Origin of the sequence: Kribbella capetownensis (assembly GCF_004331485.1) — a bacterium.
GTDB classification, from domain to species: domain Bacteria; phylum Actinomycetota; class Actinomycetes; order Propionibacteriales; family Kribbellaceae; genus Kribbella; species Kribbella capetownensis.
Genome location: NZ_SJKD01000004.1, coordinates 659,636 through 674,710, shown reverse-complemented (window position 1 = coordinate 674,710; position 15,075 = coordinate 659,636). Strand labels below are relative to the sequence as shown.

Annotated in this window: 13 protein-coding genes; 4 read left to right on the top strand and 9 right to left on the bottom strand. The window is 67.8% G+C overall.

The features are described 5' to 3' along the window. The 4 genes from E0H75_RS21420 to E0H75_RS21405 are packed head-to-tail and all read right to left on the bottom strand — an operon-like array spanning window position 1 to window position 3,795. A complete protein-coding gene (locus tag E0H75_RS21420) occupies window positions 1–1,245 on the bottom strand; it encodes an ABC transporter substrate-binding protein (protein ID WP_131515371.1) in 1,245 nt (414 codons plus the stop codon). Further along, window positions 1,242–2,462, bottom strand: coding sequence for an MGH1-like glycoside hydrolase domain-containing protein (locus E0H75_RS21415; RefSeq protein ID WP_131515370.1), 1,221 nt, complete (start codon window positions 2,460–2,462; stop codon window positions 1,242–1,244). The genes E0H75_RS21420 and E0H75_RS21415 overlap by 4 nt, the downstream gene beginning before the upstream one ends. Beyond that, window positions 2,459–3,040 carry an SGNH/GDSL hydrolase family protein gene (locus E0H75_RS21410; protein ID WP_165553909.1) on the bottom strand — a complete coding sequence of 194 codons (582 nt, stop codon included), beginning with the start codon at window positions 3,038–3,040 and terminating at the stop codon, window positions 2,459–2,461. The genes E0H75_RS21415 and E0H75_RS21410 overlap by 4 nt, the downstream gene beginning before the upstream one ends. Further along, window positions 3,034–3,795 (bottom strand): phytanoyl-CoA dioxygenase family protein, encoded by a 762-nt coding sequence (locus tag E0H75_RS21405; RefSeq protein ID WP_131515368.1) that lies wholly within the window; start codon window positions 3,793–3,795, stop codon window positions 3,034–3,036. The genes E0H75_RS21410 and E0H75_RS21405 overlap by 7 nt, the downstream gene beginning before the upstream one ends. A 101-nt stretch (window positions 3,796–3,896) precedes the next feature. Here E0H75_RS21405 and E0H75_RS21400 point away from each other — a divergent pair, with 101 nt between their 5' ends. Next, window positions 3,897–4,742 (top strand): helix-turn-helix transcriptional regulator, encoded by an 846-nt coding sequence (locus E0H75_RS21400; RefSeq protein ID WP_131515367.1) that lies wholly within the window; start codon window positions 3,897–3,899, stop codon window positions 4,740–4,742. Here E0H75_RS21400 and E0H75_RS21395 read toward each other — a convergent pair. Next, entirely contained in the window at window positions 4,739–5,395 is a 657-nt protein-coding gene (locus tag E0H75_RS21395; RefSeq protein WP_131515366.1) for a DNA-3-methyladenine glycosylase family protein, read from the bottom strand. The genes E0H75_RS21400 and E0H75_RS21395 overlap by 4 nt on opposite strands. Window positions 5,396–5,419: 24 nt before the next feature. Here E0H75_RS21395 and E0H75_RS21390 point away from each other — a divergent pair, with 24 nt between their 5' ends. Continuing rightward, entirely contained in the window at window positions 5,420–6,319 is a 900-nt protein-coding gene (locus tag E0H75_RS21390; RefSeq protein ID WP_238163169.1) for an SDR family oxidoreductase, read from the top strand. Window positions 6,320–6,357: 38 nt separating this feature from the next. Here the strand turns inward: E0H75_RS21390 and E0H75_RS21385 are convergent, their stop codons facing one another. Beyond that, window positions 6,358–7,812, bottom strand: coding sequence for an MGH1-like glycoside hydrolase domain-containing protein (locus tag E0H75_RS21385; protein WP_131515365.1), 1,455 nt, complete (start codon window positions 7,810–7,812; stop codon window positions 6,358–6,360). Window positions 7,813–7,916: 104 nt separating this feature from the next. Between E0H75_RS21385 and E0H75_RS43640 the strand changes: the two genes are divergently transcribed. Continuing rightward, a complete protein-coding gene (locus tag E0H75_RS43640; RefSeq protein WP_202873087.1) occupies window positions 7,917–8,423 on the top strand; it encodes a DUF6458 family protein in 507 nt (168 codons plus the stop codon). On the opposite strand, the gene E0H75_RS21375 is transcribed toward E0H75_RS43640, so the two are convergent. Together E0H75_RS21375 and E0H75_RS21370 are read right to left on the bottom strand one after the other, a co-directional pair. Beyond that, the gene (locus E0H75_RS21375) at window positions 8,347–9,123 is read right to left on the bottom strand and encodes a phytanoyl-CoA dioxygenase family protein (RefSeq protein WP_131515364.1); all 777 of its coding nucleotides are present in this window, start codon (window positions 9,121–9,123) and stop codon (window positions 8,347–8,349) included. The genes E0H75_RS43640 and E0H75_RS21375 overlap by 77 nt on opposite strands. 158 nt (window positions 9,124–9,281) lie before the next feature. Then, window positions 9,282–13,508 carry an nSTAND1 domain-containing NTPase gene (locus E0H75_RS21370; RefSeq protein WP_165553905.1) on the bottom strand — a complete coding sequence of 1,409 codons (4,227 nt, stop codon included), beginning with the start codon at window positions 13,506–13,508 and terminating at the stop codon, window positions 9,282–9,284. Between the two features lie 149 nt (window positions 13,509–13,657). Between E0H75_RS21370 and E0H75_RS43150 the strand changes: the two genes are divergently transcribed. Beyond that, on the top strand, window positions 13,658–13,972 hold the full coding sequence (locus E0H75_RS43150; RefSeq protein WP_165553904.1) for a hypothetical protein: 315 nt from the start codon (window positions 13,658–13,660) through the stop codon (window positions 13,970–13,972). A 172-nt stretch (window positions 13,973–14,144) separates the two neighbouring features. On the opposite strand, the gene E0H75_RS21360 is transcribed toward E0H75_RS43150, so the two are convergent. Next, the gene (locus E0H75_RS21360; RefSeq protein WP_131515361.1) at window positions 14,145–14,903 is read right to left on the bottom strand and encodes a hypothetical protein; all 759 of its coding nucleotides are present in this window, start codon (window positions 14,901–14,903) and stop codon (window positions 14,145–14,147) included. Window positions 14,904–15,075 lie beyond the last annotated feature (172 nt).

Below are 15,075 nucleotides of genomic sequence, written 5' to 3'. Positions count from 1 at the left end.
CTATCGCCCGGCCCAGTACTCGTCGGCCGCGGCCTGGATCGCCGTCAGGTAAGGCATCGGGTCGCCGCGGTTGGTCAGGAACGCACTGAACTGCTCCAGCGCGACCGTCCGGATCGGCACCGGCGTCGCCTCGAAGTACCGGTTGTAGAACTCGTACTTGCCTGCGGCAAGCGTCGTCTTCAGGGTCTTCATCTGCGGCGTCGGCGCCTCGGCGTCCGGGGTGAACGGCAGGTTGCCCTGCTGCTTCACCCACGGCTGCTGACCCTGCGGGGACATCCACCACTGGGAGAACTTCAGGCCCAGGGCCTTCTGCTTCGAGCTCTCGCCGACGCAGACCGGTGCGGTCTCGATCGCGATCGGCGTGGCCGCGCCGGGCCTGACCGCCGGGATCACGAACATGTCGACGTCCTTGCCCATCGTCATGCCGGCCAGGGCGGCGTCGGCGGTGAACCAGGTGCCTTCCGGCGCCATCGCGATCTTGCCCTCACGCATCAGGTCGCGGGCGAAGTCGGTCTGGCCGGGGTCGTTGAAGTACCCCTTCGTCTGCAGGTCGAGCCAGCTGTTCATCACCGCGACCACCCGCGGGTCGGTGTACTTCGCCTTGCCGGTCGACAGATCGTTGTACAGCTGCAGGTCGGTCCCGGCCAGCAGGGTCTGGAACCACACGAACGAGAAGTTCTTGGTCTGGTTCCAGAACGGCGTCACACCGTGCTGCTTGAGGGTCGCCGCGACCTGCATCAGCTGGTCCCAGGTCGTCGGGACGGTCAGGTGGTACTTCGTGAAGACCGACTTGTTGTAGAACATCACCCAGTCGTCGACGCTGATCGGCGTGCAGTACTGCTTCCCGTTCACCGTGTACAACTGGCGCACCGCATCGGTCACGTAGCCCTTGTCGACGGCCTCCGTCCACAGGTCGGTCGTCTCCGCGATGACGCCCTGCTCCGCGAGCTCGTCGAGCGCCGTACTGACCTCCCAGGTGAACAGCCCCGGGCTCTCCTTGGTCCGGAAGGACTGCCGGATGAAGGCCCGGTACGGATCGCCGGAGTACTGCGTGCTCTTCAGGCTGATGTCGATGTCCTGCTTCGAGATCTTGGAGAAGGCGTCGAAGTTCCAGGGCTTGTTGTGGGCGAAGCCGAGCTCGCCGGTGGTGGCGCCACCGGTGTCCGGCTTGCCGCCGCAGGCGGTGGCGACCACGGCCGTGGCCAGCACGATCGCCGCCCCCGCCAGGACTTTGCGCGCTCTCATCGTTCGATCACTCCTTCGTTCGGGGACGCGTGACCGATGCCTTGGGCAAGTATGCTCGGGTCACGCAGGGCGATCACCAGACCGGTCCAGGTCTGCGGGGCGGCGCCGAGGCCGGCGCCGTTCTCGGGATTCCAGTACTCGGCCCACCCGCTCTGCAGGGCGCCGTCGATCGAGCGGTCCGCCAGTGTGTGCGCGGCACCGTCCAGTTCCCATCTCCGGGCCGCCAGCCAGAACAGGTAGTTCAGCGGTGGCCAGGCGGGTCCACGCCAGTACGTCTGCGGGTCGTACGACGGATGGGTGCGGGCGACGTTCGCCGGACCGTACGGCGCGCCGAACCGGTCGGGATCGTCGAGTTGGCCCAGCGCTGCGAGCGCCTTGGCCCGGTCCTGGGTGACGAGGGCAGGCATCAGGCCGTCGCTGGTCGGCACCCTGGCGGAGGAGCCGCCGCCGACAATTGGCAGATCGGACCACAGTTGCTCCTCCTCGTCCCACAGGAGGTTGTCGATCGTCTCGCTCAGCTGCGCGGCCCGGTCGGCCAGTTCCTGGTCGCCGAGCAACTCCGCCAGTTCGGCCAGATTGAAGGCGACATACGCATTGAAAGCGGCCGGGCAGGCGACGAACGAGGTCGACCACTGCGCGCCGCCGTCGCTGTCGAAGGTGATGTCGTGGACGCGGGCCTTGTTCCAGGCTGTCCGTGCCGGCCGGCTGTAGTTGTCCGGCGTACGGCCCGGGGCTCCGAAGTCGTCCCATCGTGGACTGTGATCGTTGCCCGCTTCCCACGGATGAACGACGTAGATGAGGCCGTCGTCGGTACGCCGCGTCCGCCACAGCCAATCGAGTCCGCGCCGGGCCCGGTCCAGTGTCTCCGCCGACGGCACGAACCCGCGCGAGCTCAGCACCTTGGCCGCGTGGCCGAACATCGGCGGCTGAGTGAGTGACGAGGTGTTGTCGAGTGGACCCAACCATGAGTCGGCGCGACGGCCGCCGTACCTCATGTGCGGGACGAGTCCGCTGGGCAGTTGGCCGGCCAGCGTGGCGTCGAGCTCACGCAGTGCGCGATCGTCACCGAGGTGGGCCCAGATGATCGCGTGGAAGCAGGAGTCCCACAGCCACAGATGCGGGTACGTCGTGGGGTTGGGGACGCAGTACCCGCGGGCCTCGTCCCAGTGGCTCTCCAGCAGCCGCCGGACCTGGAGTTCGAGATCCTGGCCTGTCATCGGGCACCGTCCTTCCGCACCACAGCAGTCATCGCCCGGACCAGTGATCGCGCCAGGACGGCGTGTCCGCGGACGTTCGGGTGGACGTTGTCGTCGGCAAGCATCGACGTGACGTCCCAGCCGTCGACGACCACCGTGCGCGCCGAGGGGAAGCGCGCGACGGTGGTCCGCAGGGTGGCGTTGTACTCGTCGACGATCGCGTCCGTCGCCTGGTCGTACGGCGGATGACCCGAGTAGTCCTGGATGTGGGGCTGCTCGATCGCCAGTGTCACGGCCCGCGGGTCCGCCTTGTGCAAGGCGTGCACCACGATCTCGAGCGATTCCTCGTACTGCCTCCGGCCGGCCGGAGCCGCACCGTGCAGCCGCGCGTCGTTGAAACCGGTCATCAGCACGTAGACGTCGGCAGGACCGGGTGGCCGGGCGACGACGAGCCGGGCCGTCTCCGTGCTCAGGCTCCCGCTTTCGGCCTGGTTGTCCAGTCGGTGGCCGAGCCGTCGCGCGGCCTGTTGCACGAACCCGTCGCTGTGCCGCCGTGCCCCGGTCCCGAAGACCCAGGAGTGACCGTACGCAGTCAGCACCCGCGGCCAGCCTCGCCGGTCGGGAAGTGATCGCCACGACGAAAGGGAGGCGGCTCGAGGTAGTTGTTGAGGCCTGGCACGCACTCGCCGCGCAGGTGGAACGGCGACGCCTCGTCCGGCCTGGTGATCCGCGTGCTGGTCGGGATGTAGCGGATGGTCAGAGCTCTGCGCCACCGGTCCGACCGGTTCGGCCTCGAGCTGTGCACGATGTTCGGGTGGTGCACCTCGACATCTCCGGCTTGCATCACCACGTCCACCGCGGAGCTCTCGTCGATGTCGGCGTCGATCCGGTGGCGGAGCACGCTGTCGGGATCGGACTGCTTCATCTGCTCCAGCTCCCAGCGGTGCGATCCCGGCAGGACGCGCAGGCACCCGTTGTCCGCATCGGAGTCGGTGAGGGCGAGCCAGAGCGTCACGACGTTCATCGGTTCGAGGGGCCAGAACGCTCCGTCCTGATGCCACTCGACACCCTTGCCGCGCTTCGGCGGCTTGCACAGGTAGTGCGTGGCGAACAAGGCGATGTCCGGGCCGACGAACTGCTGCGCGACGTCGAGCAGGCGGTGGTCGGAGACGAGCCGGATCCAGAACGGGTCGTCGCGGGCGAGCCGGTGTCCCAGCTGCTCCGGGGTGAGCTCGGGGTGCCGGGCGAGCAGCCAGTCGACGTGCGCGTTGGCCGCCTCGACGACGCCCGGGTCGATCACGTCGCGGAAGACCGCATAGCCGTCGGTGGCGTACTGCCGGTTCACGGTCCGCATCACGGTCTCCTTCCGCTGCTGTCCCGTGATCGACGCTATATGCTCGACAGTGATGCTTCTTCCTGGCGAGGGACCAAAAATTGCTCTCCAGTGACACGGACGTGACGCTGCTGCACTTGGAGGACTACGTCGCGGCGGGCGAGACGTACTACGTCGGCCGCCGTACGGAGGCCGTCCGGTTCGTCGGCCGGCTGCACACGCACGACGACTTCGCTGAGCTGACCTGGATCGAGTACGGCGTGCTCCAGCACGTGGTGGGCGGCACGCGCCAACTGCTCGAGGCGGGCGACGTGGTGTTCATCCGGCCCGACGACATCCATCTGTTCCGGCCCGTGCCCGGCCGCTCGTTCGCGCAGGTGGCCGTGTCGTTCCCGAGCGAGACGCTCAGAGCCCTCGAGGCCAGGTACTTCGACCCGGCGGACTGGGCCTGGTCGGCCGGCGGCCTGCCGAAGACACACCGGCTCGACAGCGTCCGGCTGCGGCGGCTCACCGAACTGTCGTCCGTCCTGGTCTCCGGCCCCGCCGGCCGGTTACAGCTGGAACGGTTCCTGCTCGAGTTGCTGTGCGACCTGATCGGCCGCCCGGCCGGAGACGGGCTGCCGCTGTGGCTGACCGAGGCACTCAGCCGTTTCGCCGACGACCCGGTCGCGCTGACCGCGGGCGTCACCGGACTGGCGGGGCTGGCCGGCCGCAGCCGGGAGCACGTCAACCGGGTCATCCAGGCCGGCAGCGGGCAGACGGCGACCGAGATGGTCAACCAGGTCCGGCTGAACCGGGCGGCCGCGATGCTGCGGATGACGGATCGCCCGATCGCAGCTGTGGCGGCCGAGTGTGGCTTTCCCTCGCTCAGCCACTTCTACCGACTGTTCAACGAACGTTTCAAGGCAACACCGCGCCACTACCGGATGGTGTCCACCGTCTCCGGCCTACGCCCCACCAACCGCTAGACGGGCGGATGAATCTCCCACAGATAGCCCCACAGGTACGACGTCGCGTAGGACCGATATGGCCGCCACAGCTCACTGCGTTGCTCCGCAACCCTCGGTGTGATCGTCTGCTCCAGCCTGTCGAGTGCCGTGAGTGCCGCGCGCACAGTGAGGTCGCCGGCAGGGAAGATGTCCGGTCGGTGCAGGTACAGCATCATGAATCTCTGCGCCGACGATGGACCGATACCCGGCACGGCCACGAGTTCGCTCTGAATTTCGGCATCCGGCAGAGCCGCGAGCTTGTCCGGCTCCAGCAGGCCGTCACCCGCGAGTTCAGCGAGCCCGCGGATCGTCCTGGCCTTCCGGTAGGACACGCCGACGTCGCGCATGCTCCGCTCGTCGGTCGCGATGACACGCGCGGCGGTGATCGAACCGCCCAGTTGAGCCACAAGTCGGTTGTAGATGGCGACGGCCGTTGCCCTGGTGAGTTGCCGCGAGACGATGGCGAAGGAGAACCATTCGAGCGGACTGCGGACCTCGACGGGGACATGCATCTCATACGCATCGATCGGCCCCGTCGACTGCACCCACGAGGCGAGTGGGTCGCCGAGCGAGCCCAAGTACCTGGCCGCGGCGCGCTGTTCTTCGGTCGCGCGCTTTCCGGTGCGAGTCATGGTCACCTGGCAAGCATCGCAAGAGTGGCCTACATCGTCCAGAAGGAGCTGGGCCCACCACCAGCCGATTTCTCGACCACATGCACAGCAGCCGATGCTTGTCGATCTCTCAATGGACCCAATAGTCCTCTATTGTGCATGACGAGCACGCAGGACAACGAATGTGGAGTGATCACCATGTCGGCACGTGCAGCCCTGATCACGGGCGGCACCAGCGGGATCGGGAAAGCGACCGCGGAGGTGCTGCACAGCCGCGGCTACCAGGTCGCGGTCACCGGACAACGCCCGGAGAGCGTCACTCGGGCGCGCGAGGAGCTACCCGAGGGCGTCCTGGTCTTGCAGGCTGACGCGGGCTCGCTGGTTGACACTGACGAGGTGGTGTCCGAAGTCCGCGAACGATTCGGGACTCTGACAACGTTATTCCTGAACGCCGGCGTCAGCCGTCCCGTGACGCTGGACGCCTGCGACGAAGCCACCTTCGACGAGGTGTTCACCGTCAACACCAAAGGACAATTCTTCACTCTGGTCAAAACGCTGCCGCTGCTGTCCGACGGCGCTTCGATCATTGTCACCGTGGGGATCGGCGCGACGCGCGGCCTGACCGGCAACAGTCTCACAGCAGGATCACGAGGCGCGCTGCTGACGATGATCCCGACACTCGCCCTGGAGCTCGCCCCACGCCGCATCCGAATCAACGCGGTCAGCCCGGGATACACCGACACCCCCATGCTGCGGGCCACACCCGGAATGGGATCCGATCAGATCGCCGCGATGCTGGCCGCGACGGCAATGAAGAACCCCTTTGGTCGCCTCGGCAGGCCTGAAGACATTGCCGAGACCGTTGCGTTCCTGGCCTCGGACGGAGCCGCGTACGTCACCGGACAAGAGATCGTGGTGTCCGGCGGCGCTGGATTGGCCGTCTGACCGATCCCTCATCGGAGGCCATGGGGGCAAGGTCACGGTCACGTGTCCAGGGTGATCTCGATCGTGTGGTCTCCGTGCAGGGAGGCGGGTATGCCGAACTCCCCGCACGGGCTGCCGTCGAGCTCGAACGAGCGGATGACCTTGCCCGCACCGCGAAGTGTCATCGTCAGGCCGGCGTCGCGGTACCGCAAGCCGCTCAACGTGACATCGCCCCAGCCGGAGGGGAGGGCCGGCGCGAAGGTGAGGCCGCGGTCGTCGAACACCATCCCGAACAGGCCGGTGTGCATCATGTCGATGAACGCCGTCGCCGACCAGGTCTGGTCGGGCTCCGAGTCCCAGCGGCGTTTCAGTACGCCGGTTGCGCCCTGGTAGCCGCCCTCGACGGCACCGGAGTTCCCGTCGTAGATCTCCCAGAAACCGCCGCTGTCCCTGACCAGCTCCGCCAGCAGCCTGGTCTCGGTCGCGAACCCCTCCACCTCCCCGTGCCTGGCCAGGCCCTTCGCCCAGAGTCCTTGTACGAGCGGCCAGACGATCGCGTTGTGCCGTCCGGGCTCCGCGCTGGAGTATCTGTCCCACTGCGGATAGGTGTCTGGCATTCCCCATCTCATCCGATGCGCGTTCGAGATCAGGGCACTGGCTTGTGCGCCGTCCGCGATCCCGAAGAGCAGCGCGAACGCCAGCCCCGTACCTTCCTGGTAGGCGCCCGGCGATCCGTCGGCCGTGAGCTGGTAGTTGTAGCTTCCGGTCCGTGGATTCCAGAAGTGTTCATTGACGGCCTGCCTGATCGCCACCGCCTTGGCGCGGTGACCATCAGCCGGCCGGCCGAGCGTGTCCGCCATCTCGGCCGCGCGCGAGTAGGCCGCGTAGTACAGCGCGTTGGTGCTCAGGTACATCGCCGAGACGACATCCGGGTACGACGTACTCTCGCTCCCCCGCGACTCGCCCTCGTCCGCCGTCGGTGCAGGGAAACCGGAGACGCCGTCGTTGAAGAACGACGGACCGGTGAACAGGCCGTAGCGCGCGTCAGGGCCGAAGACCGCGGCTTGCTCGCGCAGAGCGAGGGTGTTCGTGACGACGTCGTACGCAGTCTGCAGGAAGTTCCGGTCGCCGGTCACCAGATAGTGGTGCCAGGCGCCGACGGTCCACACCACCTGATCCCACTGCTGGCTGTCCTGCTGCACCCTGAGCTTGCCCGCGGCATCCTTCTCGACCACCGCCCACAGCGTGTTCGCGGCCAGCGCCGGCGCCAGCAAGCTCGTCGCGTTCCAGCTGTTGATCGTCGCATCCCGGGTCCACGGCTGCTCGTAGCCGCCGCCGGCCCGGACCATGCCGACCGCCGGATCCATCAGCCCGCTCCTGGAGTGGACATCGCCGAACCGAACGGTGTTGGTCACCAGCAGGTTCTCGAGCGCCGCCGGGTAGATCGCCCCGTACAGCGCCTGGCTCTCCGGATCCTCGAACCGCAGCGTCGGACGGGAGTCTGTCGTGGTCATCGGCCCATTCCATCAGACCGGCCGACCGATGAAGGATGTCGCCGGTCCGAGGATTGACGGCGGGTACCGGGTGCTCGTCAGAGCCCGGTCAAGGGAGGCGCGTCATGAGTATTGGGTTCGGGATCTTTCTGATGGCCACCGGCGCGATTCTCACCTTCGGTCTGCGCGACCGCAGCGACGCGATCGACCTGCCCGCCATCGGAGTGATCCTGATGCTGGCCGGGGCCGCCGGCATCTGGCTGTCGTACCTGATCACCAACAGGCGCCGCCGCGTCGCGACGCAGGCCCTGGACGAGGCGGTCGAGGAGGAGTACCGCACGGTCCAGTCGACGGGACGCATCCGGGCGTACGTCGCCCGCAGACCCAAGCCCGCACCGGCGACGACGGACACCCCTACTGCCCGCACGATCGACCTCGACCCGGCCGCCAGCGATCTCCCCACCACGGCCGCGACCGCAGCAGCTGCAGACATCGCCGAGCACCGGCCTCCGAGCTCGACGAAAGGCCGGTGTCGCGGGGAAGTGAGTCCGTGCGTCAGATCGGGAGCGGATCGTAGCTCGCGCCGAACGGGGCGTCCGGTCTTGCGAACTCTCCCATCAGGGCGCGCCTGAGAGGCGTGGTGCGCTCGAGGAACTCGGGGTCGTTGCTGAATCGGTCGGCCGCGCGGACCCACGGTGGGCTGTAGACGTAGTGCGATGTGTAGCGGTCGTGGTCGCCGTCGTGGCGGAAGGTTCGATGCCAGACGCCATTGTGGAACACCAGCGCAGCGCCTGCCTCGGCACACACGACGTGGCCGATCGCGATGTCGCCCTTGCTCTCCCGGATCGAATCGGGGAGACCGACCCGTGAGCGGTGACTGCCGGGGATCAGCTCCATGTTGCCCATGCCCGGCACAGTCTGATCGGTGAGCAGATACGACACACGAAGCTGCAGCAACGGAACCGGGTATCCCAGGTCCTTGAAGTCGAAGGCGGACGATCCGTCCTGGTGCCAACCGCCGTTCCCCGCGTGCGCCGGCTGCATGGTGTTCCAGCCGGCCTGCAGCACGAATCGGTCGCCGAGCAGACCCTGCACCTTCGGCAGGACGTCAGGATGATCGATCAGCCGCTCGAGAACCGGCTCGCTCTCGTAGCTCCGGCCGATCTGCCCGAACTCGCGGCCGCGGTTCTGGTGCAGCCGCTGCGAAGCGTCGTACGCCTCGGCGGCCTCATCCTTGGTCAAGACGTTGGGAATCAGGAAGTAGCCCCACGACTCGAAGATGAAGCGATCGGTCTCGGTCAGCTGACCTTTGCCGACGACAGGATCGAGCATCACTGTGTCCTCTTCTCCATGTTGTTCAACGTTCGTTGAGCCGTCACATCGCACTCACAGACTGCATCCTTACCCTGAGATCGCCTGGGCATGTCTGCCGACGGTGTCGAAGTGATTGGCCCAGGAAGTTCCGCCGCACACCGCACGTGACAGACGGCTCAGGGGCAGGTGCTCTCGTAGGGGCGGTTGCCGAAGGCCTGTCTCCACTCGTCGGCGGTGAGGTTGCGCCCGGCCATCGCACAGGCGGTAGCGATCGCGCGTTCGATCCGCGTGTCCCACCGATACACCATCCCGTCGTACGCCGCGATCCGTACGACGTCGTTGCCGTCGACGAAACTCGGGACCGCGCCGACCGGCTTGCCCCCGCTCGAGACGCTCACCCTGCCGAGAAGTTCGAGGGAGTGCGCATCCCACAGACTCACTGTGCCGTCCTCCGCACCGGACACCAACTTCGATCCGTCCGGCGAGAAGCGGACGAACACGGCTTCGTCGCTGTGCCCTTGGGTCGGTGCGCGTCGCAGTGAGCGCGTGGCCACGTCGATGGTGAACACCTCGCCGCTGGCACCGGCCAGAGCGATCATGCTGCCGTCGGGTGAGTAGCTCGCGTAGTTGAGGCCAGGATCCACATCGCCCTCAGCGAGCACCTGGCCTGTCTCGACCCGGAGGATCCGCCAATGCACGTTGGCGTAGTTGGGCGAGTCGTCGAAGAACACCGAGGTCCGGCCGTCGGGGGCGGGCGCGGTACAACAGTCTGCGTGCCGCGCGAAATCGACGCCCTCGTGCTCCAGACCCTCGTCGAACGACCGGTACCCGTGCGCGTTGCCTGTCACCAGCGTTGTCCCGTTGTCGACATAGGCGATCGAGCTGATGTCCAGACCTTTCGCCTGCTTGAGCAGCTTGCCGCTCCCGGCGTCGACGACTGAGATCGCGTGCGCGTCGTGAACGGCCAGCCGCTTGCCGTTCGGGTGCCAGGCCGCCGGCGTCCGCGGTCCTCCCTCCAGCGCAAGCCCGAGGCTCGTCGGGCTCGTCGTGCGCCCCGTCGCCGCGTCGCTGAAACTCACCCAGGAGCCGTTCGCGTCCCGCCACAGGTAGGCGATCGACCGGCCGTCGCCGGAGGGCAGGACATGAAGGTATCGACGTGCCGGAGCGGACGGATCGTGGGAGAGGTACTGCCGCTGTCCGGCGAGGTCGAAGGCGCGCAGGATTCCCTCACTACCACCCGTGTAGAGCGTCCTTCCGTCAGGGCTGAACGCGACCGCCCACGACACCTCCGCGGTCTGGATCCGTTGGATCGGATCTCCGGTGGCCGCACTCCAGACCGTGACCTCCCGGTTGTAGTCCGTCGTGGCGATCCTTGTCTCATCGGCGGAGAACGCCAAGCCGCGAGTCGCGTCGGCCTGGCCGCGCAGCACCCTGACCGTCTTGCCCGTGCCGGCCTCGACCAGTGCCGTCGCAGCGCTGTCCGCGTGCGCCGGTTCGAGTTGCTGTACCGCCAGCAGGGAGCCGGTGGAGCTGACATCGATGCTCAGTGCGCCGACCAGGTCCTGCCGCTGCCACAGTGCCTTGCCGGTGCCCACGTCGTACGCCGCGAGCGGCGACGAGGAGTAGATCGTCCGGCCGTCAGGACTCAGGGCAACCCGTTGGGGACTGCGCGGAAGCGCGACCCACCGCGGCAGCCGCTGTCTGTCTCGGAGATCCCACACCAATCCGTAGGCGACGTCCCCGGCCGCTTCGAGCCCCTTCTGAACTCCGGCGGCTAGATAGCCACCGTCAGCACTGAAGGCCAGGCTGTGGAAGCGCAGGTCACCTGGCTCGGGGAGGACCAACTGTTGCGGCACCTCGTCCAGGGCGGCCGCACTGAGCAGGCGAAGCGGACGCGTCGGATCAAGCGGTTGCCCGATCCCGTTCGCGGCGTACGCCGCGATCAGCCGGCCGTCCGGGCTGAAGCGCGCAGTGGTGTACACCTGCTCGTCGATGACGACTTGGTGTGGGGCGATGCCGATCGGGCCCAAGGTGTAGGAGTCGAGTGCCTGCCCGGACGTCGCGTCGTACAGCTGAACCGTGGCCCGGCTGTCGCCGGACACGATCCGCCGGCCGTCCGGTGATACGTCCAGATTCTCGATCCGGCCGAGCGGAGCGGGAGCGGAACGGACCAGGCCGGGGTGCTTGTTGATTGCGGCAACGAGGTTGGCCCGGGTTTCCGGTGAGTCCTGAAGGCGGACGCCGTGCGTGGCGAGGAGCAGCGAGAGGCTGATGTCGTCGGTGAGTTGAGCGCGAGCGCCTACCTGACGGGCCAGTTCGCTGGTGGCAGCCTGGTCGGCTCGGTCGGCCTGGCGTCCGGCGATCAGGCCGGCGATGAGGGCGCCGACGAGGAGGAAGGCCCCGGTGACCAGTGCCACGCGGAGGCGGCGGTTGATGCTGAGTTGGCGGCGCGCCTGTACCTCGGCGGCGCGCAGTTCGTCCTGCGATGCTCGTGTGCTCGCGGTGAGGAAGTCCTGCTCGGTCGCTGTCAGCGTTGAAGTCGTGTGAGCCCGCCAATCCGAGGCCCTGGCCAGGCGGCTGCCACGATAGAGCTCGCTGTCCGGGCGGCCGAGGTCGTCCCAGGAGTCGGCCGCGACCGCGAGGTGGTGCAGGATCCGCTGGCCTTCCAGGTCGTCGTCGAGCCACTGCCGCAATCGCGGCCACGCCCGCGCAAGCGACTCGTGAGCGAGACCGACAACACCGTCGTCGCTGGTGACGAGTCTCGACGCGACCAGTCGATCGACCATCGCGTCGTCCGCGGGACCGGTGACGACGAGGCGGCGCGGCAGGCGGCTGCGGATCGGCTCGCCGTCCGGTCCTGGCGTCACCAGTCGCAGCAGCAGGTCACGCAGTACCGGGCGCTGTTCCCCAGCTGTCTGCTCGTAGATCTGCTCGGCCGACTGCGCGACCGCACCGCGGATTCCTCCCGAGGCGTTGTACCCCGCGACCGTGAGTGTGCGGCCTTCTCGGCGTTGCCAGGTCTCGGCCAGTGCGTGGGACATCAGCGGCAGGGCGCCCGGCTCATCCGCGACCTCGTTGACGACCAGGTCCGTCAGACCGGGCTCGACCGTCAGGGCAGCCATCCGGGCAGGCTGTTCGATCGCTGATCTCAAGGCGTCCCGCGTCATACCGGACAGCAGATACAGGCCTTGCTCGACCGTCCGGGCGAAGGCCGGGTGCGCGGAGATGTCGGCGATCCGGTCGGCGCGCAAAGACACGATCACGATGCTTTCGAGGGAGCTCAGGGTGGCGAGGAACGTCTCGCGCTCGGCGGCGTCATGACACAACGAGAAGACTTCCTCGCACTGGTCGACGACCAGAACCGGCGGTGGCCCCGTCCCGGGCACCGCGGCCGCCAGTGCGGAGGCTGGGTGTGCACCTGGAGTCATGATGGCCACCCGCTTGCCATCCGCACGGAACGCGGCGGCCACACCGGCGCGGACCAGCGACGACTTGCCGCAGCCAGATGGTCCGACGACGGCCAGCACTCGGGCGTCGGCCAGCTTGTGCAGGCAAGCGGCGATGTCGGCTCCGCGGCCGAAGAATCCGTCCGCGTCCTCCACGTCGTACGACTCGAGGCCTCGGTACGGGCAGACCGCGTCAGGTTCCGGGAGCGCGCTTTCGGCAACGAGGGCTGGGTCCTGGCGCAGAATGGCCTGCTCCAGTACGTCGATCTCGGGACTCGGGTCCAAGCCGAGTTCGCGGTCCAGCACCTCGCGCAGCCGACGGATCGTCCGCAACGCCTCGCCCTGCTGACCGGTCTGGTACTGCGACGTGGCCAGGAGCGCCCATCGTCGTTCCCGCAGCGGCGCTTCGCTGACCAGGGCGCCCGCCTTGGCCAGCACTTTGTCGTGCTGCCCGGATCGCAAGGCTGCCTCGACGTACAGTTCCTCGGCCGCCTGGCGCAGTTCGCTCAAGCGCTCGACCTCGATCCGTGCGACATCCCATCCATCCAGGTCGCTGTGTGGCCTGCCGCGCCAGAGCATCAGCGCATCCGCCAGCACCAGCGCGGATCGTTCGGCCTCGTTCACGGCCAGCAGATCGCGGGCCCGGCTCACCGCATGCTCGAACCGCTGTGCATCGATCTCGTCGAGGGAGACCGCCAGCCGGTAGCCGAGCTGCACGGTCTCGATCGCGCCGGCCCCGAGCACCTTGCGCAGCCGGACAACGCAGCCCTGGATGACTTTCTGCCAGGACGGCGGCAGCCGGTCGCCCCAGATCACGTCGGCCAGCTCTTCCGCGCTGACCACCTGACCGGGACGCACAGTCAATGCGGCAAGGACGATCCGATCGCGCCGAGCGAGAACCCTCGGTTTCCCCTGCTCCCCCTCGATCGTGAGCGGGCCGAGAACGGCGATACCCACTCCTCGACTGTCGACCGTGGCGAGCCGTCCGTCAACGGGGGCGATACCGAGGTGATACCGGCTCGAGCCCGGGCGATACCTGCCCGGGCGACAACGGAACGGACAGACCGCCGGCAGCGGCGGTCCGCGACGACAAAGGAGCAGGGACCATGTCCACAACCAAGTTGCTGACGACAAGTAGCGCAGCCGTCCTCTTCGCCATGATGGCGACCGCCGGTCCGGCAGCGGCCAGTGCGGTTCCCGAACCGAGCCACAGCACGCCATCGATGACCGAGCCGGGTCCGCCCAACTATCCGACGTACGACCCGCGGTACGAGGTGCCCCGGGTCACGGTCGCCCAGGACACCGGCCTCGACGCGAGCTCCGCAGCTCTCGGTGCTCTCGCCGGCATCGCCCTGGCCGGAGTCGGCCTCGGCACCGCGGTGGTGGTAACCCGCCGCCGCGACAACACCCAATCAGCCTGATCACCCGTGCCCGGGGCTTGGACCTGCAACCAGGCCCGGCTCCGGCCGATCTCCGGGAGGGTGGAACGGGTGCGGATGAGAGCCGGCATCAACCACGCAATACCCGTACGGCGCCCGACCGCCCAGGTAGCGCCTCTCTGTCGAGTCGGTCGATGCCGCGGTGGTCGGCTGGTCAGGTCACGCGCGCCAGAACGTTGCGGCCGTTGACGCGCGTTCCGGCCTGTCGCCGGCGCGACAATGTGCCGGACACCGGGGATGCATACTTGACTTCGACCGGGCCGGTCGGCGAGTCGAGAGTCATGACGAGAATCGGCATACCCTTCTCGATGGCACCGCTCTTGGCCAGCCATTTCGAAATGGACCCAGCGGTGGACAGCGGTAGCTGCAGCGCAGTCCAATCCACAGTCTCACGATCACCGGTCCGTGGATTCCTGACGTTCTTGTCGGCCACTGCCCGCAGCTCGGGAAGTCGCTCCTCCTTCGGCTCGACTTCGGCTCGAGAAGGACCTTCGTCCACGCGTACTGCGACCGGACGCTCGACGGACACGACATCAACAGGAGCGGTGCCCAGGAGCGTCCGCGCGGCCTCCGCGACTCTCGGAATGTCCGTCTCCGCCATCGCCTGCAACGTGTCTCGGGCGGTCACGCGTTGGCCCGGGTCGTGGGAGGTGAGCCAGCTACCGAGTGCGGAGATCGCGCCGATCCGCACCTCAGGGAGCGGATTCTCCAAGCCATTGCGCAGCGCCGCTGGGATCGTCGCCGGGCTGATGGACACACCGGCCAGGCTGCGAGCGATGCGGATACTCCCTTCCGCGCCGTACAACCACCGCTGAGGTGTCTGCTCGCTCCCTCCTGCCCGCGCACGTTCGAAGGCGTAGGCATACGCGTCATCAACCGAGACGTACCCGTCGTTGTCCCCATCGGCTGCCACCGCGCATGCCGGCCACCAGAGCACTCGTGAAGACCGAACCGGACGAAGATGCGACGCCAGGCAGCGGATCGCCCTCGAAGGAGTACTCGCTGCCTCGCGATGCCGTCAGCACAACACGGCCGCGACCGTGCCCCTTCGGCGGTCTGTGCGTGCGGACGTACGCCGCGAAGTA

Bases quoted from the DNA above. Each gene is read 5' to 3' on its own strand.
- E0H75_RS21405 (WP_131515368.1), bottom strand. From the start codon at position 3,795: ATGCGGACCGTGAACCGGCAGTACGCCACCGACGGCTATGCGGTCTTC.
- E0H75_RS21420 (WP_131515371.1), bottom strand. From the start codon at position 1,245: ATGAGAGCGCGCAAAGTCCTGGCGGGGGCGGCGATCGTGCTGGCCACG.
- E0H75_RS21395 (WP_131515366.1), bottom strand. From the start codon at position 5,395: ATGACTCGCACCGGAAAGCGCGCGACCGAAGAACAGCGCGCCGCGGCC.
- E0H75_RS21375 (WP_131515364.1), bottom strand. From the start codon at position 9,123: ATGCTCGATCCTGTCGTCGGCAAAGGTCAGCTGACCGAGACCGATCGC.
- E0H75_RS43150 (WP_165553904.1), top strand. From the start codon at position 13,658: ATGTCCACAACCAAGTTGCTGACGACAAGTAGCGCAGCCGTCCTCTTC.
- E0H75_RS21415 (WP_131515370.1), bottom strand. From the start codon at position 2,462: ATGACAGGCCAGGATCTCGAACTCCAGGTCCGGCGGCTGCTGGAGAGC.
- E0H75_RS43640 (WP_202873087.1), top strand. From the start codon at position 7,917: ATGAGTATTGGGTTCGGGATCTTTCTGATGGCCACCGGCGCGATTCTC.
- E0H75_RS21385 (WP_131515365.1), bottom strand. From the start codon at position 7,812: ATGACCACGACAGACTCCCGTCCGACGCTGCGGTTCGAGGATCCGGAG.